At 48.3% G+C, this 23,900-nt stretch carries 19 protein-coding genes; 11 read left to right on the top strand and 8 right to left on the bottom strand.

What is annotated here, in order from left to right; translation table 11 throughout:
* Positions 1–2: 2 nt before the first annotated feature.
* Both proC and NJR55_RS06045 read right to left on the bottom strand, forming a co-directional pair.
* Positions 3–827: a pyrroline-5-carboxylate reductase gene (proC, locus tag NJR55_RS06050; RefSeq protein WP_011235203.1), complete on the bottom strand. Its 825-nt coding sequence runs from the start codon at positions 825–827 to the stop codon at positions 3–5.
* On the bottom strand, positions 827–1,537 hold the full coding sequence (locus NJR55_RS06045; protein ID WP_253618712.1) for a YggS family pyridoxal phosphate-dependent enzyme: 711 nt from the start codon (positions 1,535–1,537) through the stop codon (positions 827–829). Before NJR55_RS06045 ends, proC begins: the two co-directional genes overlap by 1 nt.
* A gap of 36 nt (positions 1,538–1,573) precedes the next feature.
* On the opposite strand from NJR55_RS06045, the gene NJR55_RS06040 reads away from it, so the two are divergent.
* Positions 1,574–2,608, top strand: coding sequence for a type IV pilus twitching motility protein PilT (locus NJR55_RS06040; protein ID WP_253618710.1), 1,035 nt, complete (start codon positions 1,574–1,576; stop codon positions 2,606–2,608).
* On the top strand, positions 2,608–3,648 hold the full coding sequence (locus NJR55_RS06035; RefSeq protein ID WP_253618708.1) for a metallophosphoesterase family protein: 1,041 nt from the start codon (positions 2,608–2,610) through the stop codon (positions 3,646–3,648). The genes NJR55_RS06040 and NJR55_RS06035 overlap by 1 nt, the downstream gene beginning before the upstream one ends.
* Here the strand turns inward: NJR55_RS06035 and NJR55_RS06030 are convergent.
* Positions 3,626–5,224, bottom strand: a complete 1,599-nt coding sequence (locus NJR55_RS06030; protein ID WP_253618706.1) for an amidase — start codon at positions 5,222–5,224, stop codon at positions 3,626–3,628. The genes NJR55_RS06035 and NJR55_RS06030 overlap by 23 nt on opposite strands.
* Positions 5,225–5,309: 85 nt before the next feature.
* Here NJR55_RS06030 and tsaD point away from each other — a divergent pair, with 85 nt between their 5' ends.
* Positions 5,310–6,344, top strand: coding sequence for a tRNA (adenosine(37)-N6)-threonylcarbamoyltransferase complex transferase subunit TsaD (gene tsaD / locus NJR55_RS06025; RefSeq protein ID WP_253618704.1), 1,035 nt, complete (start codon positions 5,310–5,312; stop codon positions 6,342–6,344).
* Here tsaD and plsY read toward each other — a convergent pair.
* Entirely contained in the window at positions 6,328–6,918 is a 591-nt protein-coding gene (plsY, locus tag NJR55_RS06020) for a glycerol-3-phosphate 1-O-acyltransferase PlsY (RefSeq protein WP_253618702.1), read from the bottom strand. The two genes, tsaD and plsY, sit on opposite strands and share 17 nt — an antisense overlap.
* Before the next feature lie 97 nt (positions 6,919–7,015).
* On the opposite strand from plsY, the gene folB reads away from it, so the two are divergent.
* Both folB and folK read left to right on the top strand, forming a co-directional pair.
* The gene (gene folB / locus NJR55_RS06015; RefSeq protein WP_253618700.1) at positions 7,016–7,399 is read left to right on the top strand and encodes a dihydroneopterin aldolase; all 384 of its coding nucleotides are present in this window, start codon (positions 7,016–7,018) and stop codon (positions 7,397–7,399) included.
* Positions 7,400–7,410: 11 nt separating this feature from the next.
* On the top strand, positions 7,411–7,920 hold the full coding sequence (folK, locus tag NJR55_RS06010) for a 2-amino-4-hydroxy-6-hydroxymethyldihydropteridine diphosphokinase (protein ID WP_253618698.1): 510 nt from the start codon (positions 7,411–7,413) through the stop codon (positions 7,918–7,920).
* Here folK and NJR55_RS06005 read toward each other — a convergent pair.
* Positions 7,917–9,029, bottom strand: a complete 1,113-nt coding sequence (locus tag NJR55_RS06005; RefSeq protein WP_253618696.1) for a tRNA nucleotidyltransferase/poly(A) polymerase-related protein — start codon at positions 9,027–9,029, stop codon at positions 7,917–7,919. The genes folK and NJR55_RS06005 overlap by 4 nt on opposite strands.
* Positions 9,030–9,138: 109 nt before the next feature.
* On the opposite strand from NJR55_RS06005, the gene NJR55_RS06000 reads away from it, so the two are divergent.
* The 4 genes from NJR55_RS06000 (at position 9,139) to NJR55_RS05985 (ending at position 13,612) form a co-directional block, all read left to right on the top strand.
* Entirely contained in the window at positions 9,139–10,557 is a 1,419-nt protein-coding gene (locus NJR55_RS06000) for an ExeA family protein (protein WP_253618694.1), read from the top strand.
* Positions 10,558–10,569: 12 nt separating this feature from the next.
* Positions 10,570–11,280 carry a general secretion pathway protein GspB gene (locus tag NJR55_RS05995; RefSeq protein WP_253618692.1) on the top strand — a complete coding sequence of 237 codons (711 nt, stop codon included), beginning with the start codon at positions 10,570–10,572 and terminating at the stop codon, positions 11,278–11,280.
* Between the two features lie 108 nt (positions 11,281–11,388).
* Positions 11,389–13,173 (top strand): acyl-CoA dehydrogenase C-terminal domain-containing protein, encoded by a 1,785-nt coding sequence (locus NJR55_RS05990; RefSeq protein WP_253618690.1) that lies wholly within the window; start codon positions 11,389–11,391, stop codon positions 13,171–13,173.
* Entirely contained in the window at positions 13,163–13,612 is a 450-nt protein-coding gene (locus NJR55_RS05985; protein WP_253618681.1) for a hypothetical protein, read from the top strand. Before NJR55_RS05990 ends, NJR55_RS05985 begins: the two co-directional genes overlap by 11 nt.
* A gap of 49 nt (positions 13,613–13,661) precedes the next feature.
* Here NJR55_RS05985 and putA read toward each other — a convergent pair whose 3' ends face one another.
* On the bottom strand, positions 13,662–16,829 hold the full coding sequence (gene putA / locus NJR55_RS05980; RefSeq protein ID WP_253618679.1) for a bifunctional proline dehydrogenase/L-glutamate gamma-semialdehyde dehydrogenase PutA: 3,168 nt from the start codon (positions 16,827–16,829) through the stop codon (positions 13,662–13,664).
* A 225-nt stretch (positions 16,830–17,054) separates the two neighbouring features.
* Here putA and NJR55_RS05975 point away from each other — a divergent pair, with 225 nt between their 5' ends.
* Complete coding sequence (locus tag NJR55_RS05975; RefSeq protein ID WP_253618677.1) at positions 17,055–18,554, top strand: CYTH domain-containing protein; 1,500 nt, start codon at positions 17,055–17,057, stop codon at positions 18,552–18,554.
* Positions 18,555–18,561: 7 nt separating this feature from the next.
* Positions 18,562–21,411, top strand: coding sequence for a bifunctional [glutamate--ammonia ligase]-adenylyl-L-tyrosine phosphorylase/[glutamate--ammonia-ligase] adenylyltransferase (gene glnE / locus NJR55_RS05970; RefSeq protein WP_253618676.1), 2,850 nt, complete (start codon positions 18,562–18,564; stop codon positions 21,409–21,411).
* Here glnE and lpxL read toward each other — a convergent pair.
* Complete coding sequence (lpxL, locus tag NJR55_RS05965; protein ID WP_253618675.1) at positions 21,387–22,328, bottom strand: LpxL/LpxP family Kdo(2)-lipid IV(A) lauroyl/palmitoleoyl acyltransferase; 942 nt, start codon at positions 22,326–22,328, stop codon at positions 21,387–21,389. The genes glnE and lpxL overlap by 25 nt on opposite strands.
* A gap of 100 nt (positions 22,329–22,428) precedes the next feature.
* Positions 22,429–23,814, bottom strand: a complete 1,386-nt coding sequence (tolC, locus tag NJR55_RS05960) for an outer membrane channel protein TolC (protein ID WP_253618674.1) — start codon at positions 23,812–23,814, stop codon at positions 22,429–22,431.
* Positions 23,815–23,900: the final 86 nt, after the last annotated feature.

Genomic DNA, 23,900 nt, shown 5'->3' with positions numbered 1-23,900 from the left:
TCCTAAAAGAGTTTCGCCATTTCCTGATTACGGTTAACGGCGGCTTTTACCGCTTTTTCCGAAATACCGTGTAAGTCTGAGTCTTGATAAGCTTCAACACCCTTAGCCGTGGAGCCGCCTTTACTGGTGACTTGTTTGCGCAAGTCTTCCAGCGACAATTCACTTTCCTTGGCCATTTGAGCGGCACCTAAGCAGGTTTGCTGAACCATAGCGCGCGCTTTTTCTGCATCAAAACCAAGCTCAGTCGCGGCTTTTGCCAGGCTGTCCATAAACTCGAAAAAGTAAGCTGGTCCGCTGCCTGCTACGGCGCCAAGAATATCGAGTTGATCTTCGTCACTAACCCAGAGTGTTTCACCTACGCCATTAAAGGCTTCGGTTACAAAGTTTTTATCCGCTTCGTCAACAGAGTCATCTGTGACTAAACCTGACATGCCCTGGCCTACCAGTGACGGCGTATTTGGCATAACCCGGATAATACGGATGTTTTCGCCTAAATACTCGCGATACTTAGGAATACGGATACCTGCAGCAATGGTGATAATGAGCTTGTCAGTCAGATTGTGCACGTTTTCACGTAAGTGAGCACAAACTTCTGCCATTAACTGAGGTTTAACCGACAGTACGATAGCATCAGCGTTATTCACCACTTCCAGATTATCGTTGCTGGTGTTCACACCCAGTTCGGACTTCATTTTTTCTAACTTGGCGTCACTGGGGTTGCTGACCCAGACTTTGTCAGCAGGGTAACCGCTTTTGCACATACCGCCGACAATGCTTTGTGTCATGTTTCCTGCGCCAATAAAGGCAATATTCCGAATGTCGTTCATTAGGACTCCCGTTCTCCAAAAATTGCTGTTCCAATACGTACCATGTTAGCACCCTCAAGCACCGCTTGTCGCATATCAGCGGACATACCCATAGATAAGGTATCAATTTGCTCGCCATAAGTTTGCTGCAACTGTTGGTAGAGCTTATACATGTGCTGAAAGCTTTTTTTCCGTTCGTCTTCTGTTGTCCCAGCTTTAAGAATAGTCATTAAACCGCGTAACTTTAGTTTAGGGCAATTCATAACGTATTCCGCTAAAGCATCAACCTGCTCGGGAGCTAAACCCGATTTATTGTCGTCATCATCAATATTAACCTGCAATAACAGGTTGAGCTGCTGCGAATCGTCGGGGCGCTGCTCATTGAGACGACGAGCGATTTTTTCCCGCTCTACGCTCTGTACCCAGTCAAAGTGCTGAGCTATGTCTTTTGTTTTGTTCGACTGAACCGGGCCGATAAAATGCCACTGCACCGGCTCAGTAGTTTGTTCTTTTAGCTGAGTAATTTTATCAACGGCTTCCTGAACATAGTTTTCGCCAAAATGCATTTGCCCGGCGGCAATAGCGGCTTTTATCGCTTCTAAAGAATGTTTTTTACTCACCGCCAGCAATTTGACCGACTGCTGGTGTGGCGATTCTTCAGATAAAATCTGCAATTGCTGACGTATTTTCGCGAGATTATTTGTTATCTTTTCTGCTACCTTAGTTGTCATTGCCACCGGCATCTCACTTATTCAGGGATAAGATATATGAATGTTAACGAATTACTGGCCTTCAGTGTGAAACAAAATGCCTCGGACTTACATTTGTCCTCCGGCAGTGTCCCTATGATTAGAGTGGATGGGGACATTCGTCCGCTAAATCAACCCGAGCATCAGCCGGATGAGCTGAAAGACATGTTGTTTGAGGTGATGACCAAAGGCCAGTGGCAGGAGTTCGAGGAAAAATTTGAGTGTGATTTTTCCTTTGAAATAGAAGGCGTTGCGCGTTTCCGTGCCAACGTGTTTACCCAGCGCAAAGGCATTGCCGCCGCTTTTCGTATGATACCTGCCGAAGTCACCACTTTAGAGCAACTGGATGCTCCGGAAATATTTAAGGACATTGTCAGTGCCAACCGGGGGTTAGTGTTAGTAACCGGACCGACCGGCTCGGGTAAATCAACCACACTAGCGGCCATGGTTAATTATTTGAACCAAAACCGGGCGCTGCATATTTTGACCATAGAAGACCCTATTGAATTTGTGCACGATAACCAGAAAAGCTTGGTCAGCCAGCGTGAAATTCATCGGGATACTCGCAGTTTCAGTGCGGCCCTGCGCTCAGCACTGCGTGAAGATCCTGATGTGATTCTGGTGGGTGAAATGCGCGATTTAGAAACCATCCGTTTAGCTATGACGGCAGCCGAAACCGGGCATTTAGTTTTAGGTACCTTGCATACAACTTCTGCACCTAAAACTATCGACCGCATTATTGACGTATTTCCGGGCGATGATAAACCGATGATCCGCTCCATGCTGTCAGAATCTTTACGTGCGGTTATCTCGCAGAGCTTGCTAAAACGAGTTGGCGGTGGTCGTGTTGCCGCACATGAAATTATGCTGTCATCGCCAGCTATTAAAAACTTGATTCGAGAAGACAAAGTGGCGCAAATGTACTCCTCTATTCAAACTGGAGCAGAGCGGGGCATGCAAACATTAGATCAGGCACTCAAGAAATTACTGGCTCGTGGCGATATAGATGCAGAAGAGGCACGCCGCTGTGCGGTGACTAAAGAGGATTTCTAATGCTAATACGGAGCGTTTGGCTGCTTCTGCTGTTGGCTGTGGCGTTTAGTGCGCCCGCGCAGCAGACAACACGAGTGGCTTTTGGCTGTTGCATTGACCATACCAAGCGACAGGAAGTCTGGGATGCTATTAATCATGCGCAGCCTGAAGTCTTTGTGTTTCTGGGCGATACTATCGATGAGAACGCCGGTGACATGGATGATTTACTGGATGCTTATGAGGTGTTTAACCGTTACCGCGGGCCACGGGTTCTGCGGCGCAACTCTGCGGTTATGTCGGTCTGGAACCGTAACGATTACAGTCTGGATGGCAAGAGCGGAAAAGATAACCCCAATCGCTATGCCGTTCGCAACCACTTTCTGACCTTTTGGCGTGAGCCGGCAACCTCGGAACGGCTGTTTCAAAGTCATGGTATTGCAAAGAGCGTAATTTTTGGTAATGAACCGCAACGCGTGCAGGTTATTGTTCTGGACGGTCGCTGGAACCGTGACCCACTGAGTCAGGTGGGCTGGGTAGAGCGTCAGACTCGCCGATTTAATGCTGACCTAGGCCCCTATCAGTCTAATAATACGGGCGATTTGCTGGGTGATGAACAGTGGCAGTGGCTTGCGGAGCAATTACAAAAGCCCGCGGAAGTCCGCATTATTATGAGTTCTACGCCAGTCATAGCTCCTGCTAACGGCTATGACAGCTGGGCACTTTATCTGCGTGAACAGAAACGTTTAAAAGAGTTGCTGACTGAATTGAAGCCTTCGGGGGTACTGTTGGCCAGTGGTGACCGCTTGTTCGGCGAGTTCGCTAAGTCAGATGAATTCCTGTCTTATCCGCTCTGGCAGGTGACGCCTGGGTCCATTAACTTTGATGGTGAAACGCCTTACTCATCTAGTTATCGCGACGGTGAGGCTTATGCTGAAAGCCGTTACGGTCAAATTGAAGTTATTTGGAAAGAGCAGCCGGAACTGGAACTAACACTCCGCGATGTCGACGGCCGGCCGCTCGATACTCGTAAACTCAACCTTAGTCAGTTACAACCAGATTAGGTGGTTTACGGTGTTTTGTCGCTTGTTCGTAGGCGAATGCCGCTTCTATGAGCGTGGCCTCAGAGCGTGCGGCACCAAAGAAGCTGATACCTACCGGTAGGGCGGGTTCGTCTCCAATTTGGATATAACCCATTGGCACTGATATGTGCGGATATCCGGCAACGGCCGCCGGTGAACTGGCCGAGCCTGAATAGTTGTCGCCAATTACGTGATCAATTTTCCAGGCTGGGCTTGTTGTCGGAGCTATTAGTAGGTCGATATTGTTCTCCTGAAGCATGGCATCGATGCCTTCTTTACCCGCCAGTTTTTTACTTTTGGCCAACGCTTTCTGGTAAGCGGCTTCGTCATCCTGAGCCTCTGCCATTTCAAAAAGTTCCTGACCAAATAGTGACAATTCCTGCTCAGGCAATTCATTATTTGCCGCTATCATATCGCTTAAATTGTTATAGGGCAGATTCGTGCTGCTCAGGTAAGCCGCCATATCCTGTTTAAACTCATACAGCAGCACGGTAAATTCATCACCGCCATATTCACCGTAGGTTGCCATCTCAACGTCAACAATTTCAGCTTCCTGAGCTTTCAAAACCGAAAGTTGTTGTTCGAACTGTTGGTCTAGTAATTCGTTATAACCCATTAAGTTGCGAACCACACCAATACGCTTGCCTTTGAGTCCGTCTGTTTTTAAATGCGAAGCAAAATTCGTTTCAGTACGATAGCCCGCGGGGTCATCCGGATCGTAAGCTTGCATCGCATCCAGCATTAAGGTGGCTCCGGCTACGCTACGGGCCATCGGGCCTGCGGTATCCTGGCTGTGTGCAATAGGAATGATGCCATCACGACTGATAAGGCCCAGCGTAGGCTTGATGGTAACTATACCATTAACCGCGGCCGGACAGGTTAGCGAGCCGTCGGTTTCGGTACCTACCGCAAGTGCGACTAAATCGGCAGCAACGGCGGTAGCGGAACCTGCACTGGAGCCACAAGTGGAACGAGTTGTGTCGTACGGATTGACCGCCTGACCACCGATAGCACTCCAGCCCGAGCTCGAGCGGGTCGAACGAAAATTCGCCCACTCACTTAAGTTGGCCTTACCTAGAATAATAGCGCCGGCATCACGTAGTTGTTGTACAAGAAATGCATCATCTTCCGGGTAGTTTTCTGCGAACAATAATGAACCCCCGGTATTTGCCATACCGTCGGCGGTATCAATGTTGTCTTTTAAAAGAACAGGAATACCGTGTAATGGACCGCGAATCTTGCCTTGTTCGCGTTCCTCATCAAGCCGTCTAGCATCTGTCAGAGCGTTCTTATTTACGCTGTTTACCGCTCGCAAGTTAGCACCCTGACGATTATGAGTATTGATACGCTGCAGGTAATATTGTGTGAGTTGTTCGGCGCTTAAATCACCATTGGTCATGGCGTTTTGCAATTCGATAACAGAGGCGTCCTGCCAGGAAAACTTGTGCTGCTCTGTCGGTGATGTCTGACAGGCCGATAAGGTCAGAATAAATAGAAATGCAAAGAGTTGTCTCATGCTAAAGCCTTTGTTGTTTTTATGTTTTTTATAAAGTGGCATAACTTTTCCTGTAAGGCGAGTCATGAGAATGAAAATCAGGTAAAATAGCGTCAATTGTCGGTAAATAGCAGAATTGGTTAGTACTATGCGGGTATTGGGTATTGAAACGTCTTGTGACGAAACTGGCGTTGCGGTGTACGACACCGAAAAGGGCTTATTAGCACACCAGTTGTATTCGCAGGTGAAACTGCACGCTGACTATGGTGGCGTTGTACCTGAACTGGCATCTCGTGACCACGTACGTAAAACCCTACCGCTGATTAAAGCTGCTCTAAAAGAAGCGGGTATCACACATCAACAACTGGATGGCATTGCCTATACTATGGGTCCGGGATTAGTTGGTGCGTTGTTAGTTGGTGCCTGCATCGGCCGCAGCCTGGCTTTTGGCTGGAACCTACCGGCGGTTGGGGTTCACCATATGGAAGGCCATTTGCTGGCGCCCATGCTGGAAGAAAACCAGCCCGAATTTCCTTTTGTCGCTTTGCTTGTATCAGGTGGGCATACTCAACTGGTACAAGTAAAAGGTATAGGCGGATACCAGTTACTGGGCGAATCAGTAGACGATGCCGCCGGTGAAGCTTTTGATAAAACCGCCAAACTAATGGGGCTGGATTATCCGGGAGGACCGCGACTGGCGGCTTTGGCTGAACAGGGCAACAGCGACCGCTTTACCTTTCCCAGACCAATGACAGACAGGCCTGGCCTTAACTTTTCCTTCAGTGGTTTGAAAACTTCCGCGGCCAACACTTTGGCTGCTAATGACAGTGATGAGCAGACCCTGGCGGATATTGCGCGGGCATTTGAAGATGCGGTGGTTGATACGCTGGTGATTAAATGTCGCCGGGCGCTAAAAGAAACCGGCTACAAGCGTTTGGTCGTTGCCGGTGGTGTTAGTGCCAATAAGCATTTACGCGCAAAACTTGAAGTTTTACTAGAAAAACAGAAGGGTCAGGTGTTTTATCCCCGCACGGAATTTTGTACCGACAACGGCGCAATGATCGCCTTAGCTGGCGCTCTGCGTTTACAAGCGGGGGAACGTGAGTCATTGGCAGTAAAAACACATCCAAGATGGCCGATGACAGATTTGAAACCGATGGCGAATATTAGCGACGCCGTTTAAAGGCTTTTTCTTCGCCGGAGGTCAAACGTAAAATATTGGCCTGGTGACGCCATAGTATCAATAGTGAAATCATAATAACCGGCACCGTGTATTGGGGTTTTATCCAATAGGCATAAAAGGGTGCCAGGCAAACGGTTACTAAAGCCGCTAAAGAAGATACCCGGCTTATACGGAAAACCAGTAACCAGGTTGCAATAAGCAGCAAAGCCATCTCCCAGGCTACCGGAAACATAGCCCCTAATGCGGTAGCAACTGCTTTGCCGCCACGAAAATGGAAGTAGAGCGGGAAAATGTGGCCAAGACAGGCAGCAACAGCAATTAGGCCCAGGAAAAACGGCTCTATACCTAAAAAATAAGACCCCCAGACCGGAACCATACCTTTTAAAACATCAAACCATAGGGTTAATAACGCAGGGATTTTCCCGCCAACCCGGTAAACATTGGTTGTTCCGGGGTTGCCCGAGCCTTCTTTGCGCGGGTCAGGTAAGCCCCAAAGTCGGCAGATAACCACAGCGCTACTGATAGAGCCCAGAAGGTAGGCTGAAAGTATCATCAGTAAAGTAAGCGCTGTCATGGGGTACGAATCCCTCGTTGATTAAGGTAGACTGCGATTAAAAGTCAATGCCCCTAGAATAAGCGGTTTTTTGGGCAATTACCACGGGTTAACACAAATGGAACAAGCAGATATTGATGTCGTTAGCATTGAAGGCTTAACCGTAGAGACCATCATTGGTGTCTATGACTGGGAAAAAGAAAAAAAGCAGCAGTTGGTGCTGGATATTCAGATGAGCTGGGACAACCAGCGCGCGGCAACCACCGACAATATCGATGACGCTTTAGATTATGCACTGGTGAGCGAACGGGTGTCTGCCTGGGTAACTGAAAAACCGCGTCAGCTTATAGAAACGGTTGCGGAAGGTGTTGCCGGCCTCATTTTGAATGAATTTGGAGTACAAAACGTTGAAGTTCGGGTGGCTAAACCCGGAGCTGTGGCTAATGCTAAAACGGTCGCCGTAACAGTTCGCCGAAGCGTTTTTGACAGTCCATTTGGGTAAGAGGATAAGTTGTGGCGCAAGTTTTTTTCGGAATAGGCTCTAATACGGATCGTGAAAAGCACATTCGGGCAGGGCTGAAAGCCATTGCAAAGAGCTTTACCTGGCAGCAACGCTCCAGAATTTTTTGCAGTGCCTCGGTGGGGTTTTCCGGCAGTGATTTTTACAACCTGGTGGTCGAAGTAGAAACTGACCTTTCTGTTACCGAAGTTCTGGCTGAATGTAAGCGCATTGAGCAGGAAAACGGAAGGATTCCGGGCAGTGCCAAGTTCAGTCCGCGAACATTAGACATTGATGTATTGTTGTATGATGACGTCATTCGGGAGCAACAGCCGCAGTTACCCCGTGGCGAAATTCTTGAAAATGCTTTTGTGCTCTGGCCGCTGGCTGAAATTGTCGGAAGCCGTCTGCATCCGCTTTTAAATGTAAGTTACCAGCAGTTGTGGGAACAATACCAGCAGACCCATAAAGACTCGCCGCAACAATTAGAGCCGATTAGTGATACTCATTGGCTGGATGACTAATTCAATGCTTCAGCAAGTATCTGCTCACGCTGTTCGCGTAAGGCATCGCCCAGGGCTTTACCGGTAAAGCCCTGTTGCTGCAAAGTCTCAGCATTAAGCGCTGCTGCTTGTTCTGCCCCCGAACGTAACTTTTTATGCTGAACAGCGATACTTTGCTGTTGCGTAGATTCACTATATTCAGCTTGCCTTAACTGCAGTAATTGCTCGAGCTTTTCGGGACGACGCCAGTAGTCAATTTGTTTCAGTATTGCTGCCAGTTGGACTTTTTCGGGGAGCTCCGGTGAAGTAATAAAATCCTCATGATTTCTAGCCAGCAAAGCGCAGTCACGGTAGTGATTCGGAATAGCCAGTTGCCGACAGAACTGCTTCAGGCTCTCAGGGGTTGTCTGCTCTATAAACAAGCTGGCAAATCTCAGTGTCGCCGAATCGGAGTAAGTCGATGTTCTTTGCAAACGCTGCAATTGTGAATCATCGGCGGTTATTCCGGGCAACACCTGAGAAAGCCCCTGTATGTCTTTAAGCAGAGTTAAAAAAACGGTTGGTGTCTGGGTTACCAGCGACTTCTCCCATTCCCGCCAGACCCGCTCCGGGACTAAGTGACTGAGCTCCTGGCTGGCAGACATTTCTTGCAGCAGTTGCAGAGTTTCATCGGCCACGGTAAAACCTAAGTGGGCAAAACGTGCGGCAAAGCGTGCCACTCTTAATACCCGTAGCGGGTCCTCAGTAAAAGCCTCAGAAACGTGGCGTAACTTGCGCTCTTTAATATCTTGAACGCCATTGTATGGATCGACTATTTCACCGTCCTCACTTTGCGCAATGGCGTTAATAGTAAGATCTCTACGGGCTAAATCATCCTCCAGAGTTACATCGGGGGAGGCAAAAACGTCAAAGCTGGTGTGGCCTTTGCCGGACTTTCTCTCTGTACGGGCCAACGCGTATTCTTCACGGGTACTGGGGTGCAGGAATACCGGGAAGTCTTTACCAACTTGCTGGAACCCCTGCTTGAGCAAGTCTTCTGCACGGGAACCTACCACTACCCAGTCACGTTCGTGCACGGGTAATTTTAGGAGTTTATCGCGTACTGCGCCGCCGACTAAGTATACGTCCACTGTTCACCTCAACTTTGTTTGGCATGATCATGTCGAATCACTGGTCGATGTGCAAGCAAGTCGTTACACTGTTGAACAAATAATACTATCAGCACAGTAGCGGACCGATATGTATCAAAACTATTTTGGTCTTCAGGCAGAGCCGTTTTCTATTGCTCCGGACCCGAATTACCTTTATTTGAGTGAGCGGCATCAGGAGGCGTTGGCACACCTGACGCAAGGGCTGCAAGGCAGTGGCGGCTTTATTCTGTTAACCGGGGAAGTGGGCACCGGTAAAACCACAGTCTCCAGAGCGTTACTGGAGCAGTTGCCTGAATCAACAGAAACTGCGTTCATCCTCAACCCGATGTTGAATGAAGATGAACTGCTTGCCAGCCTGTGCGATGAATTTGGTATCCGTTATCAAAAACGCTCCGCGACCCGCAAAACACTGACCGATAAGCTCAGCCAGTTTTTTCTGAAAGCCAATGATGATGGTCGCCAGTGTGTGGTGCTTATTGATGAAGCTCAGCATCTGCGACCACAGGTTCTGGAGCAGCTGAGGTTACTGACCAACTTAGAAACTCATGATCGTAAATTACTTCGGGTCATTCTCATTGGTCAGCCGGAATTACAGGACTTACTGCGTCGGCAGGAGCTTCGTCAACTGGCACAGCGTATTACCGCCCGGTATCATATTTTGCCGCTGACCGAGCAGGATACGCAACGCTACATTGCTTATCGCCTGCAGGTGGCTGGCGCAAACCGTCCGTTATTTAGTTCAGCTGCAGGGCGGAAGGCACATCAGTTAACTCAGGGCATTCCCCGTTTATTAAACCTTTATTGTGACCGGGCATTGCTGGCCGCTTATACGGAATCCAGTAGCGAAGTGTTGCCAAGGCATATACAGCAAGCGCATATTGAACTGAATGGCACTACCGATAGCAGAAATCGGCAGCCACACTCGGCTTTATGGCGCTGGACGGGGGCTTTTGTGCTTCTTGTCGCCAGCGCTATTGGCAGTTACACCCTAATTAACAATACGGAAAGACCGTCGGATGATGCTACCAGCAGTCAATATCAGGCCGCAAAGGAGCTGGCTAGTGTCTGGGGCTTGCCTGAACCGCCGGTAGATGCGGATTTTTGTCAGTGGGTAGAACAATATGATCTCGCTTGCCTTGAGTTAAACCAGAGCCTGCAGCAGCTGCGCAGCATTAACTATCCGGCATTGCTTTATAAGCGAAATAAAAGCGCCGATTTAATAACCGATGGTACGGCGATAGATACTAATGGCTGGAACGGTGCTTTTCTTATTTTGTATCAACAGCCGTTGGCTGAAAACGGCGACGCACATCAACAGTGGGTTCGTGAACAGATGGCAAAACACTTGAGTCCTGAATGGGAAAGTCAGTCATCGGCTGAACAATTTAAAGCACTGCAAAAAAGCCAGGGGCTGCGGGTAACCGGAAAGCTGGATGAAGCGACAATGGCATGGCTGGCATCACGCGCGTCTGACTTTGGGCCCCGATTGGGTAAAGAAAGCGAGTAAAGAGAGCAAGTAATGTCATCCTTATTAAAAGCGTTAAAGCAACAACAGTCGCCATTATTAAAACAAACCTCGGTGCTCGATGCCTCGCTTATGGCTAACGATAAACATAGCCGTAGCTGGAGTTGGTTACTTTGGCCTTTGGCGCTTATTCTCGGCGCAGTGCTGGGCTCTGCCGGAGCTGTTTGGCTTGGTGAAACAAACCAGTCTCAAGGTCCTGAAGCGGAAGGTTTCCGGTGGGGGGAAACCGCCAGTATTGAATTGGTTGAATGGGAAGCTGAACCCGAACCCGCTCCGGAGGAAGAGCCTGAAGTAACGCAAAGCGGTGGTCAACAGCAATCGTTAGAATCGGAGCCAACTGGACAAGCGAGGTCGCAGCGGCAAGCGCTGGATCTCTCGACTGTTTCGCCAGACTTGTTGCAGCGCTTTGAAGCGGCAGTGAATGATACCAGTAGTAGCGATGATAATAGAGGCGATACAAGTGTGATACCCTCATTAAGTGAACTTTCACGCTCGTTTCAGAGCCAAATACCAGCCTTTAGTTATGACAGCCACATGTATCGTTCCAGCGCGTCGCAGCGGTGGATTGAACTGAATGGCCAGAGACTGTACGAGGGCGACGCGTTAAATCAGCTGACAATATTGCGAATAGAGCCGCAAAAGGTGGTTTTGGTTAAAGACTCACAGGCATTCTCCCAGCCAGCTTTAGAAGACTGGCAACCATAGAAATTATTGACATCCTGCAAAGGGATTCATACTCTTGTGCGATAAAGTTTAAACAGGCGTTTAAATTATTAGTTTGAACGCTTTGTAATTTCTACAAGAGGTAATGATATGGCTGACTACAGAGCTCCCCGCGACGACATGGATTTTGTATTGCATGATGTATTCCGCGTTGCTGATGACTGGCAGCAGACTCCGGAACTTGCCGACATGATGGACGTTGAAACCGCTGGCGCTATTCTTGATGAAGGTGCAAAAGTTGCGGAAAACTTGGTCGCGCCTATAGCCCGTGAAGCGGATGAAGAAGGTGTTAAGTTTAAGGACGGGGAGGTGACAACACCTAAAGGCTATAAAGAGAATTTTCGCCAGCTGGCTGAAGGTGGCTGGGTTGGTGTAACGGCAAATCCCGATTTTGGCGGTATGGGTCTGCCTAAATCTTTATCTGCTCAATACGAAGAAATGCTTTGCAGCGCGGACATAGCCTTTTCTCTTTATCCGGGCCTAACCTCCGGCGCTATCATGGCAATTAACTCGCATGGTAGCGAAGAACTAAAAAATCATTACTTACCACGTATGGTATCGGGTGAATGGACAGGCACCATGTGCCTGACCGAACCGCATGCCGGAACGGATTTAGGCATTATTCGTAGCAAGGCTATTCCTGCGCAGGATGGCAGTTTTTCGCTTAGCGGTACCAAAATATTTATTACCGGCGGTGAGCACGACTTAACCGACAATATTGTACATCTGGTGCTTGCTAAACTGCCTAATGCACCGGCGGGTACAAAAGGTATTTCGTTGTTTGTTGTGCCTAAGTTTTTATCCGACGAGCAGGGTAACCTGACCGAACGCAACAATGTTAGCTGCGGTTCTATTGAACACAAAATGGGTATTCACGCGTCAGCAACCTGTGTGATGAATTTTGATGGTGCAAAGGCCTGGCTGGTGGGTGAGCCTCATCGAGGTTTGCCTGCTATGTTTACCATGATGAACTATGAGCGATTAGGCGTTGGTATTCAGGGGCTGGGCGCAGCAGAGCGTTCGTATCAGAATGCTCTGGAATACGCTAAAGATCGTATTCAGGGCCGTGGTGCAAAAGCAACTCGTAACGACAGTGCTGAAGCTGACTCAATTTTAGTGCACGGCGATGTGCGCCGTATGTTGCTGACCATGAAGTCTTTGACCGAAGGTGGTCGCGCGTTTTCGACCTGGGTGGGGCAGCAGCTCGATCGTTCAAAATACGCCGGGGATGACAAGGTTAGACAAAAAGCCGATGCCATGGTGGCTTTATTGACGCCTGTTGCGAAAGCGTTTTTAACCGACACCGGACTGGAGTCGACCATTCATGGCCAACAGGTTTTTGGCGGGCATGGTTATGTCAGAGAATGGGGCCAGGAACAGCTGGTTCGCGATACGCGTATCGCTCAAATATACGAAGGCACTAATGGTATTCAGGCTCTGGACTTGCTGGGTCGTAAAGTTTTTGGTTCACAAGGCCAGCTACTGCAGCCGTTTAACGAAGAAATTCAGAGCTTTCTGGATGAAAGCGCTACTGGCAATGAATGGATAAAGCAGCGTGAGCAATTGCAGCAGGCGCTGAATATCCTCAATGGTGTCAGTGAGGAAGTACTGCAAAAAGCGGCTGGTGATGAGAACTTAGTGAACAGTGTGGCGGTTGAGTATCTGCATCTGGTAGGTTATGTTTCGTACGCTTACCTGTGGTTAAAAATGGCAATAGCCGCAGAACCACTGTTAAACGACAAGCCATACCTTGCAACTAAAGCAAAAACGGCACGCTTCTATTTTGCCCGCATTTTGCCTCGCATTCATAGCCTGGCAGCTGCGATAAAAGATGGTAGTGAAAGCCTTTACTTACATAGTGACGATGAATTCTAAAAACGAAAAAAAAGAAAGCAATGCACTGACGTTTTATCGTGATAGTCGCCGTCCCCAGGCCTGGGGCGGCTTCTTTTTAGCGATATGGATGGCAATTTACATCGGCGATGCGGTTCCCTTGTGGATTATCGTTACAGGCGCACTATTGACCATGGCTATTATTATGGCAATTGTAGTGAAGTTCAGGCCATTGCAACCAGCCGCGTTTTATAAAGGCCTTGAGCTAACGGAAAAGCGCTTAATTTTACCTCCCAGAACTTACCAGTTGGAAAGCCCGCCGGTATTGCAGCAGTATGAAAAGGATTTAGCCGGTTTGAGTTTTGTTGATGAAAAAGGGCGCAGGCAGGAAATTATTGTCGTTTTAAATGACAGCCTCAGGCAGCAACTGGAAAATTACCAGATAGAGCTAAAACGTTACGAAGAAATAAACGAAGAATAAAGTAAAAAGCCAGCGATTTCTCGCTGGCTTTTTTGTCTCTTGCTGGTCTTTAATCGTCCAAAGACAACAAGGTGGCGTTACCACCAACGGCCGTAATGTTATCACTACGCGTCTTCTCGGTAATAAAACGAGTAAGGTAGTGTGGACCACCAGCTTTAGGTCCGGTACCTGACATGCCTCGACCACCAAATGGTTGTACGCCGACAATGGCACCTATCTGGTTACGGTTAATATAGACGTTACCCACATCAATACGGCTAGCCACGTCGTGAGCAAAGGTTTCGTTACGGCTGTGAATACCGAAAGTTAAACCAAAGCCTGTGTTATTGATGCTTTCGATAACCTCGTCAATTTCACTCGTTTTAAAGCGAATAACGTGCAGAATAGGACCGAAGTTTTCTTTCACCAACTGGCTGATACTGTCAATTTCGATTGCTGTCGGCGCAACAAAGGTACCGCCCATAGCGTAATCTGGCAGCGGCGCGCGAGCAATCAGACGGCCAGCTTGCTGGATATCAGATATGTGTTGTTCCAGGTTGGTTTTTGCAATGCCGTCAATAACTGGACCAACGTCGGTTTCATGCAACAGCGGATCACCAACTTTCAGCTCTTCCATAGCGCCACGCAGTAAGTCGAGAACACGATCAGCGACATCATCCTGTACGAACAGAACTCGCAGGGCTGAACAGCGCTGTCCTGCACTCTGGAAGGCACTGGCAACGATATCGGTAACAACCTGTTCCGGCAGAGCGGTGGAGTCAACCATCATAGCGTTTTGTCCGCCGGTTTCAGCAACCAATGGGACAATTGGGCCCGTGCGAGCCGCTAGCGCGCGGTTAATGGCCTGAGCGGTATAAGTTGAACCGGTGAAGCAAACACCGCCAATATCTTCCTGACTGGTTAGGTAGCTACCGACTTCGGCACCACTGCCCGGCATAAAGTGCAGTACGTTACCTGGAATACCCGCTTCTAAAGCCAGCTGCACTGCGCGGTATGCGATAAGCCCAGTTTGCTCTGCCGGTTTAGCAATAACTGAGTTACCGGTAACCAAAGCGGCTGCAACCTGACCCACGAAAATCGCAAGAGGGAAGTTCCAGGGGCTAATACAGATGAAAGTTCCACGGCCTTCAACAAATAACTCATTGTCTTCGCCTGTTGGACCCGGTAACTGAATAGGGCCACCCATGAGTTCACGCGCTTGATTGGCGTAATAGCGACAGAAATCAACTGCCTCGCGAACTTCGTCGATACCGTCCTGTAAGCCTTTACCTGCTTCTACCGAGCACAGAGCGATAAGCTCGTTACGGTTCGCTTCCATTAAGTCAGCGAAGTTTTCTAAGCATTTCGCCCGCTCTTCGGTAGGAACGTTACGCCAGGATTTATAGGCAGCGTTCGCACTTTTCAGTGCCTGCTCCGAAAGCTTTTTATCACCCCAGTAGATACTGCCAACCTGCTTAGAGGTTTCCTGAGGGCTGGTAATACTGACATGGTGGTCGGTTTCTATGGTTTTCCCATCAACGATGGGGCCGCCTTGCCATTGTTTGTCACGGTATTGTTGAACCGCTGCAATAAAATCATCTGCTTGTGAGTGAATATTCATATTCAATCCTAATGAATTTGTGCGATCCCCATACATTTCTGAGGGAAGTGGAATTTTGCTGTTTGCGTATTTTTCGTAGCCGGACGCGGTTTTCATCGGATGCTCGACTAAGTCATTGACCGGGGTGTCTGCATCTAGCAGCTTGTGGACAAACGACGAGTTAGCACCGTTCTCTAAAAGCCGGCGAACTAAATACGGTAACAAATCTTTGTGAGGCCCGACCGGTGCGTAGATACGTACCACCATACCTGGATTTTGTTCCATTATGGTGTCGTATAAGCTATCACCCATACCGTGCAAACGCTGATACTCAATGCGACGCTGATGGGTCTCATTCATTTGTTGAATGGCCATAAAGGTTTGCGCGTTGTGAGTCGCGAATTGCGGGTAGATAGCACCGTCGGTGTCGTCACTCAGTAAGTAACGGGCACAGGCCAGGTATGAAATATCGCTGTGTGACTTACGGGTAAATACCGGGTAGCCAAGCAAACCATTTTCCTGGGTCCACTTAATTTCGTTATCCCAATAAGCCCCTTTTACCAAGCGTACAGGAATTTCATCGCCACACTCTTTGGCGAGTGCGGTTATCCAGCACAAGGTTGGTAGTGCACGCTTCGAGTAAGCCTGTACAACCAAACCAAAACGTGGCCAGCCTTTACAGACGCCGCTGCGGTAGACTTTCTCAAACAGCTCCATTGAAAGCTCGTGGCGGTCGGCTTCTTCAGCATCAATGGTTACACCAACGTCGGCTTCTTTAGCCAGCTTGACCAATTCCGTCAAAGTGGTGGCCAGCTCAGTCAGCACACGTTCGTGATTTGATGCTTCATAACGAGGGTGCAATGCTGACAATTTAATTGAAATTGTCGGGCGCGGCGCATCCGGGTTATTGAATTCTTCTTTGGTTATCGTCTTGATTGAGTTGACGTACTGCTGCTTGTAGTATTCCGCATCTTTCATTGTCAATGCGGCTTCGCCAAGCATGTCGTAAGCGTGAGTGTAGCCCTTGTCACGGTTATCGCGACTTTCTTTCAAGGCTTCCTCAATGGTACGTCCCAGTACAAACTGCTTACCCATAATTTGCATGGCTGTGTAGGTAGCCTTGCGAATAATGGGTTTACCGAGTTTGCGAACAAGGCGACGGAACGCACCACGCGGCGTCTCCATGGCTTTACCCGTAGGGTTTGTCACACTGTTTGTCAGTGCCAGCCCCCAGGTACCTGAGTTAACTAACCAGGACGCACTCTGGCCCATATGTTTCTGCCAGTCTCCGCCGGAGAGTTTATCTTGAATTAACGCGTCGGCTGTATAAGCATCAGGAATTCGCAATAGTGCCTCGGCAAGGCACATTAAAATAATACCTTCTTTGGTATCTAGGCTGTACTCTTGCAGAAATGCGTCGACGACGCCGTTATCTGCCTGTTCCCTCACTTGCTCAACTAATTTAGCTGCGCGCTCGGTTACTGCGCTAACCGTATCATCATCGGCAGGAACCAGCGGCAACAGCTCACGCATATATTCGTCTTCATCAACAATATAATTGTCAGTAATTGCCTGCTGTAAGGACTTTAAGTCCTCAGCCTGATGCTGTTTGGATAGCACCTCACTCGCTTTGAACATAGCATCTCCTGTGTAGCCAGGCCGAAGCTCGGCGTGCTTCCCCAAAGTTGGGAATCGGCGCAAGTATAAGCTTATTTTTGCGCGGGTAAAGACCCTTCATGGTCGGATCTCACGTTGCAACTTTTCACCCTTGCTGTCAAGTGAACTAAATGCCCGTGTTTGTTGACCGTTAGCCGCCAAGCCAGTACCTTTAATCTAACTTATTAAACGCATCGGAATCGATTTATGTCACAAGAAGTTGAGCTCAAATTATTAATTGCTCCAGAACAGCGAGAAAAAGCGCTCGAAGTCTGCCAGTCGTTGGCGGATTCTCATCAGGCAAAACCCCGCAAAGAGCAGTTTGAACTCAAAAATGCTTACTTTGACACGTCCGATTTACGTTTACGTCAGTTCGATATTGGATTACGGATACGTAGCGATAAAGATCATAAAGAGCAGACGGTGAAACTGGCTGGTCGGGTTATGGGCGGCATGCACCAAAGGCCTGAGTATAATATTGACATTGATAGCGACAAACCAGACTTAACCCTTTTTGATAACGAAATATGGCCGGAGGACTTTCCGGTTTATGATATTCAGCGCGATTTGAACACCTTGTTTGTTACCGATTTTACCCGTACCCGTTGGCGGCTTCCCAGTGGCGAAGGTATTATTGAAATGGTGTTTGATGAGGGACACATAGAGTCGGGTGAGCAGCGCGAGCCAATAGCGGAAATTGAACTGGAGTTACAGGGGGGCTCTTTAACCGAGGCTTATCGACTGGCACAGGAGCTGGTGAAAAAAGCCGGTGCGCGGGTAGGCTCTTTAAGTAAAGCTGCAAGAGGCTATCTGCTGGCCGGAAAAAGCTTGCTGGAGCCTTTTACTCAAATGCACTACGTACCAATCCACTCTGAGCAAAATGTTGGCCAGGCGCTTTATCGGTCGTTGGAGTCAGGGTTACGTCATTGGCAGCATAATGAAGCTTGTCTGGACTTCCAACCCAGTGTCCGGGCGGTGCAGGGAATGGCGGACGGCATGCAAATGGTGCGAGTTGTGTTAGAGCAGCTAATTGAGAACGGTGTTGGTGAACGGAGGTTGCTGACCGGCATATCGCAAATAACCGCTAAACTGCAGTGGCTGAAGCGCTTCGAAGGCTTGGATGAGCTAACGGCTGAAGATGGTGCTTATCATCGTGCGCTGAAGCGGTACAGTAAATTGTATGAGTCTTTGGTCAACAGTCAGGAGGATGTTATCCGCCTGAATGAAGTTGCTGAACTGGTACACTCTGCCGCATACCAGAAAACCGTACTGGGGTTGTCAGAGTTTCTGTTGAAAGAAGAAATGACAGAGGAGCTGGAACAGCCGGTTTTGCCCTGGAGCAGTCAACTTTTGAAAAGCGACTGGCAACTGGTGCAAACGGCATTTTCTGAGCATGAAAAGCTCAGTGAAGAAGGGTATCTTAAGCTGTTGACACCTTTGCAAAATAGCCTTTTGATGGGGACTTGTTTCGGACATTTGTTTGATGCGGATTTGAGAGAAAGCTTCCGCTTGCCGTGGCAGGATTTAGCCCGGGGTATTCGTGAAATTACCGCATTGCATATTTTACATGAGCGTATTCGGGACCGCGACGACGAAATGGATGAAAAACTGATGGACTGGCAAAAAGTACAGCGAGAGTCTCTGTTAAAAGCTCTTGAATATTCTCGCAAAGCCGCGTTGAAACGTGAACCGTACTGGTTGAACTAAGGTGGTTATGCTGACTCCCGACAATAAATTGATGAGCGAAACTGAAACAGCCTGGGAACGTTATAAAGAGGTTGCAGAAAGCATTACACTCACAGCTGAACAGGAGCAAATATTACGGGCATTATTCGCTGTCAGCCCGTTCATTGGAAGAGTTGCAGAAAGTTACCCTGAGCATCTTGTAGCCGATTTTTTTGACGGCAGTGGAAGCACAGTTCGTTTGATTGATGCTGACAGTTATGGTGACCGTATAGCTGAGTCGTTGAGTCAAATAACGAACGAAGATGAGGCAAAAAAGTGCCTTCGCAGGCTACGGCATTGCTGGATGGTGAAGCTGGCAGCAGCCGACATCCTGCAACAAGTGTCATTAAAAGAGTCTTTACACCATTACAGCACCTTTGCTGATGCGGCAATCAATAAAAGTCTTGAGTGGTTGTTTGAACGCTTTGTTCAACGCCACGGTAAACCGCTTGATGCTAATGATCAGCTAATGCCGATGTTGGTCATTGGCATGGGAAAGCTGGGTGGAAAGGAGCTGAATTTCTCGTCCGATATTGACCTTATTTTTGCTTTTCCTGAACAAGGAGAAACGCAGGGGCCCGGACGTAATCTGGAGCACGGGGTTTTTTACAAGCGGCTGGCGCAGTCACTTATTGGGTTACTTGACGAGACGACTGCGGACGGGCAAGTGTTCCGGGTCGATATGCGGTTAAGACCTTTTGGGCAGTCGGGCCCGCTGGTAACCAGTTTGAATGCTCTGGAACATTACTATCAGGAGCAGGGGCGTGACTGGGAGCGTTATGCCATGGTTAAAGCTCGTATGATAGGGGCTGATGAACAATATGAGCAAGCGTTTCAGCAGTTGATACGACCTTTTGTTTACCGTCGTTATATTGACTTTGGCGCCATTGAAGCGCTGCGTAAAATGAAGCTTTTAATTACCCAGGAAACCCGCCGACAGGGTGTTAAAAATAACATTAAGCTGGGTGCCGGCGGGATTCGCGAAGTTGAGTTTATTGTACAGGCGCATCAGCTTATCCGTGGGGGGCAGGAAAAGTCGCTGCAGACACGTTCAGTTTACACTGCTATGAACGGCTTGGTGGAACTGGACTTGATAGATCCCGAGCGTGCCGGACAGCTACTAAAAGATTACGAATATTTGCGGGTTATCGAGCACCGGCTGCAACAAATTGATGACCAGCAAACTCAGCAATTACCCACAGATGAAACTGGTCGCATGCGATTATGCACAATGCTGAATGTACCTGAGTGGGAAACCTTGCAAAGAAAAATTGACGAGTGCATGGAGCGCATTCATGCCGAGTTCCAACAGGTAGTTGGCGCGGAGTCTGAAGATGACGAGGATGAACAAGGGTTGCAGGTTTTATGGCAGGACATGCTGGATGATGATGCAGCTATAGAAATTATAGAAAGCGAGAGCGTTGATGAACCCCTGGCATTATGGACTCTGATTAAAAACTTTCGCCAGGAGAGTCGCCGTCGCAGTTCGGGCCCTAGAGGGCGTTCAGCATTAGCAAGGTTAATGCCGATAATGCTCCGACATGCTATTCAGCATCAGCACCCGGAACGCTTGCTGGAAAGACTGCTTTCTATTATTAAAGCGGTTATGAGCCGAACGGCGTATATTGAATTGCTGGCGGAAAACCCCGGTGCCCGCGAGCAGCTTTGTAAATTATGTATGGCCAGTCCGTGGATCTCTGAACAGCTGGCTTTGCACCCTATACTTCTGGATGAACTGATTGACCCGCAGCAGCTTTACAGCCTGCCTGAGTCAAAGGACTATGCGGCAGTGCTGCGCGAGTATCTGGTGCGTATTCCTGAACAAGATCTGGAAACGCAGATGGATGCGTTGCGTCAGGCTAAGCAGGCACTACAACTGAAAATTGCCGCAGCTGATATTAATGGCGTTTTAGAACTGATGAACGTTAGTGATCATTTAAGTGCGCTTGCAGAAGCCATTATTTCTGAAGTGGTCGGTCTGGCCTGGCAACATCTGACTCAAAAACACGGTAAACCGGCGGGAACTTGTCTCGACAATACGGGCTTTGCGGTGCTGGGTTATGGCAAGTTAGGTGGGCAGGAACTGGGTTATGGTTCCGACCTTGATCTAGTTTTTGTAACGGATGCCAACTATCAGGGGCAAACAGACGGTCAACGACCGATTGAAGTTCAGCAGTTTTACTTACGGCTGGCGCAACGGATCCTGCATTTATTCACGACCCGTACTGTTGCGGGCATTTTATATGACGTGGATTTACGCTTGCGGCCGTCAGGACAGGCCGGTTTGTTGGTGACGCAGGTGAATTCATTTGCCCGTTATTTGCGCGATGACGCCTGGACTTGGGAGTTACAGGCTCTGGTGCGCGCGCGGCCTGTATTCGGCGTGCCGGCTTTAAGGGATACGGTTATGGATATACGCCGGAGTGTTCTGTCTCAACAACGAGATGAACATGAACTGCGTCAGAATATTGTGAGTATGCGTGAGAAAATGCGTGAGCATCTGACGCAAAGAAACAGTCGGAAGTTCGACTTAAAGCAAGACCCGGGCGGTATCGCTGATATTGAATTTATTACTCAGTATCTGGTTTTGCGTTATGCGCATAAATATCCAGAGCTATGCAAATACAGTGATAACGTCAGGCTTCTTACTGAAGCGCAACAGTTACATTTACTAACAGAAGTGGATGCTCAAAATTTAATTAGTGCATTTCAAATTTTTCGCTGTGAAAGCCATTCGCTGGCGTTACAGGGGGAACAGCTACTGGAGGAGCACAACCTGGACAGCGAACGTCAGGCTGTACTCAATTGCTGGAATCATTTATTGGAAGATGACTTATAGTAGCTTGGCATGTCAGGGTCGGGACGGGTTTTAAACCGGCGGTGAACCCAAAGATACTGTGCCGGAGCTTTTAGAATGGCGTCTTCCACCAAACCATTAACGCGTTCGGCATCCGCTTTCTTGTCGCCCGTGGGGAAATTTTCAAGAGGTGGTTCGTAAAAGAGATCGTAACCGCTTCCATCCTCACGTCTGACGCAACGGCTTACCATGACTTTACAGTTCGGGTTGCGGGCAAACAGCATAGTACCCAAGGTTGTTGAAGCATCCGGTACTTCAAAGAACTTAACAAACTCGACGCGACGACGGCCATAATCCTGATCTGGAAGGTAGCCGGCGATATCACCTTCGGTAAGCGATCTCATCATGGCTTTAACATCGCGACGCTGGATCATATATTTGTTTGAACGCCCCCTGCCGCGGGTTTGTAAGAACTCCATGACGGCATTATTATGTGGGCGATAAAGACCTACAGCCGGCTCCACAAAGCCATGTAAGCGGGCATGAACTTCAAGGCTAAGGAAGTGAAACAACAGTAGCAGAACACCACTGCCATCTTCCTGCGCTTTACGTAAATGTTCTTCACCATGAACATGCAATTTACGTTTAATCCGCCAGTTCGGCCACCACCAGGCCATACCAACTTCGAAGTATGCTATTCCGGTATTTTTCATATTTTCGGTTAGCAATGCCTCTATTTTCTCATTGCTGTATTCCGGGAAGCAAAGTTTTAAATTGGTACGGGCAATATTCACCCGGCGCGGCATGAGTTTTTTAAACAACAAGCCCAACCCGCGACCCATGGCAAGCTGCAGCCGATAAGGTAACCATGACACGCTATACAGGATGAAAACACCGAGCCAGGTAAGCCAAAACTTAGGATGTAAAAAGTAGAATTTAAATTTGGGAGGTTCGATCACAGCTGATGTCGCTTATTATTCGCTATTTGCCGCGGATAGTAACATAAAAATTCTAAAATGAGGCACCGCCAATAGTCAGGCGGTGCCACGGTCTGCGCAACTAGTCTGCGGCAGTGCCTTGTACGTTTTCAGAAAGACTGCTGTTAATCGCCATCAGGTCTTGTTCCTGCAGTTGTCCAGCGGCTTTTTCCAGAGTCAGCACTTGGCGGATGTAGCCATAGCGCGCTTCTGACAAGTTACGTTTCGCGTTGTAAAGGTTACGGGTACTGTCCAGCACGTCAACAATAGTACGAGTACCTACTTCAAACCCTGCTTCTGTCGCTTTTAAAGCACTTTCGGCAGAAACAACTGACTGTTGAAATGCTTTAATACTGGCAATTGATGCAGAGACTTCATAAAAAGAGTTACGAACTTGACGCTCTACATTACGGCGGGTCTGCACCATTTGTTGACTGCTGACAACGTAGTTATCCCGCGCTTGCGCAATTTCAGATGACGTGCGGAACCCGGAGAAAATAGGAACACTGACATTCAGGCCAATCGAACGGCTGTCGAGTCGGGGCAAATTCGTTGTCTGCTCTTGTCCATTATCGCCGGTAATTGTGCGCTCATTATCACTTGTTGAATAGCGTGCTTCTAAAGATACAGTAGGGTAGTGTCCACTTTGCTGCAGTTTTATTTGTTGCTCTGCAATTTCTACCTGTACCTGACTCTCCAGTAAACTCAAGTTAGCATTTTCAGCTTTTTTTACCCATATCTCGATATTGTCAGGAGATGGATCGCTCGGAGAAAATGTTTCTGTGTTTAGGGCGGCTAGATCTTGTGGATAGCGACCAGTAATTTCACGAATGTCTTCCAAAGCAATTTTGACTGCATTCTTGGCCTGAATTTCACTGGCGACAGCACTATCATACTGAGCTTGTGCTTCGTGGACATCGGTAATAGCTGTTAAACCTACCGAAAAACGCTGTTTCGTCTGTTCAAGTTGGCGTTCAATGGCTTTTTTCTCAGCTTTAGCGAAGGATAAATCGTCGCGTGCCTGCAATGCCTGAAAATAAGCATTAACAACGCGGATCATTAAATCTTGCTGAGCGTTACTGTAAGCAACTTCTGCCCGATACGCTTGCTTTTCTGCGATATCTGCATTTTTCCAGACACTCCAGTCAAAAAGGCTTTGATTAAGATTTACACCTGCACTCCAACCATTGCTATCAGTGTCAAAAACCTGAATGCCGGATTCAAAAACCTGAGGTGATTCGCTGGTCGAGTCAGTGTAACCTGCATCACCTGTAATTTGTGGCAGGAATCCTGACTTGGCAATATCAATGCCTTTTTGTGCGGCGTTTCGCTCCGCTGCGGCACTTAATAGGGTCGGGTCGTTATCAACGGCTAAACGATAAATTTGAGCCAAATCTTCAGCGTTTGACGTAAAAGATACTGTGGTCAGTGCCAGACCGACGGCTGCCGACAAAATATGCTTTTTCATGGTAGTCAGTTTCCTGTTACTTAACGTGCAATTGTTCAATGATTGCGCATAGTTTACATACAGTGTTGAATGATTACCAGTGTAAA

Source organism: Idiomarina rhizosphaerae, from assembly GCF_024159085.1.
Taxonomy (GTDB): domain Bacteria; phylum Pseudomonadota; class Gammaproteobacteria; order Enterobacterales; family Alteromonadaceae; genus Idiomarina; species Idiomarina rhizosphaerae.
This window is presented reverse-complemented; position numbering and strand designations above follow the sequence as displayed.

Excerpts from the sequence above, each read along its gene's own strand:
- proC (WP_011235203.1), bottom strand. The coding sequence starts at position 827 with ATGAACGACATTCGGAATATTGCCTTTATTGGCGCAGGAAACATGACA.
- NJR55_RS06045 (WP_253618712.1), bottom strand. The coding sequence starts at position 1,537 with ATGACAACTAAGGTAGCAGAAAAGATAACAAATAATCTCGCGAAAATA.
- NJR55_RS06040 (WP_253618710.1), top strand. The coding sequence starts at position 1,574 with ATGAATGTTAACGAATTACTGGCCTTCAGTGTGAAACAAAATGCCTCG.
- NJR55_RS06035 (WP_253618708.1), top strand. The coding sequence starts at position 2,608 with ATGCTAATACGGAGCGTTTGGCTGCTTCTGCTGTTGGCTGTGGCGTTT.
- NJR55_RS06030 (WP_253618706.1), bottom strand. The coding sequence starts at position 5,224 with ATGCCACTTTATAAAAAACATAAAAACAACAAAGGCTTTAGCATGAGA.
- tsaD (WP_253618704.1), top strand. The coding sequence starts at position 5,310 with ATGCGGGTATTGGGTATTGAAACGTCTTGTGACGAAACTGGCGTTGCG.
- plsY (WP_253618702.1), bottom strand. The coding sequence starts at position 6,918 with ATGACAGCGCTTACTTTACTGATGATACTTTCAGCCTACCTTCTGGGC.
- folB (WP_253618700.1), top strand. The coding sequence starts at position 7,016 with ATGGAACAAGCAGATATTGATGTCGTTAGCATTGAAGGCTTAACCGTA.
- NJR55_RS06000 (WP_253618694.1), top strand. The coding sequence starts at position 9,139 with ATGTATCAAAACTATTTTGGTCTTCAGGCAGAGCCGTTTTCTATTGCT.
- NJR55_RS05995 (WP_253618692.1), top strand. The coding sequence starts at position 10,570 with ATGTCATCCTTATTAAAAGCGTTAAAGCAACAACAGTCGCCATTATTA.
- NJR55_RS05990 (WP_253618690.1), top strand. The coding sequence starts at position 11,389 with ATGGCTGACTACAGAGCTCCCCGCGACGACATGGATTTTGTATTGCAT.
- NJR55_RS05985 (WP_253618681.1), top strand. The coding sequence starts at position 13,163 with ATGAATTCTAAAAACGAAAAAAAAGAAAGCAATGCACTGACGTTTTAT.
- putA (WP_253618679.1), bottom strand. The coding sequence starts at position 16,829 with ATGTTCAAAGCGAGTGAGGTGCTATCCAAACAGCATCAGGCTGAGGAC.
- NJR55_RS05975 (WP_253618677.1), top strand. The coding sequence starts at position 17,055 with ATGTCACAAGAAGTTGAGCTCAAATTATTAATTGCTCCAGAACAGCGA.
- glnE (WP_253618676.1), top strand. The coding sequence starts at position 18,562 with ATGCTGACTCCCGACAATAAATTGATGAGCGAAACTGAAACAGCCTGG.
- tolC (WP_253618674.1), bottom strand. The coding sequence starts at position 23,814 with ATGAAAAAGCATATTTTGTCGGCAGCCGTCGGTCTGGCACTGACCACA.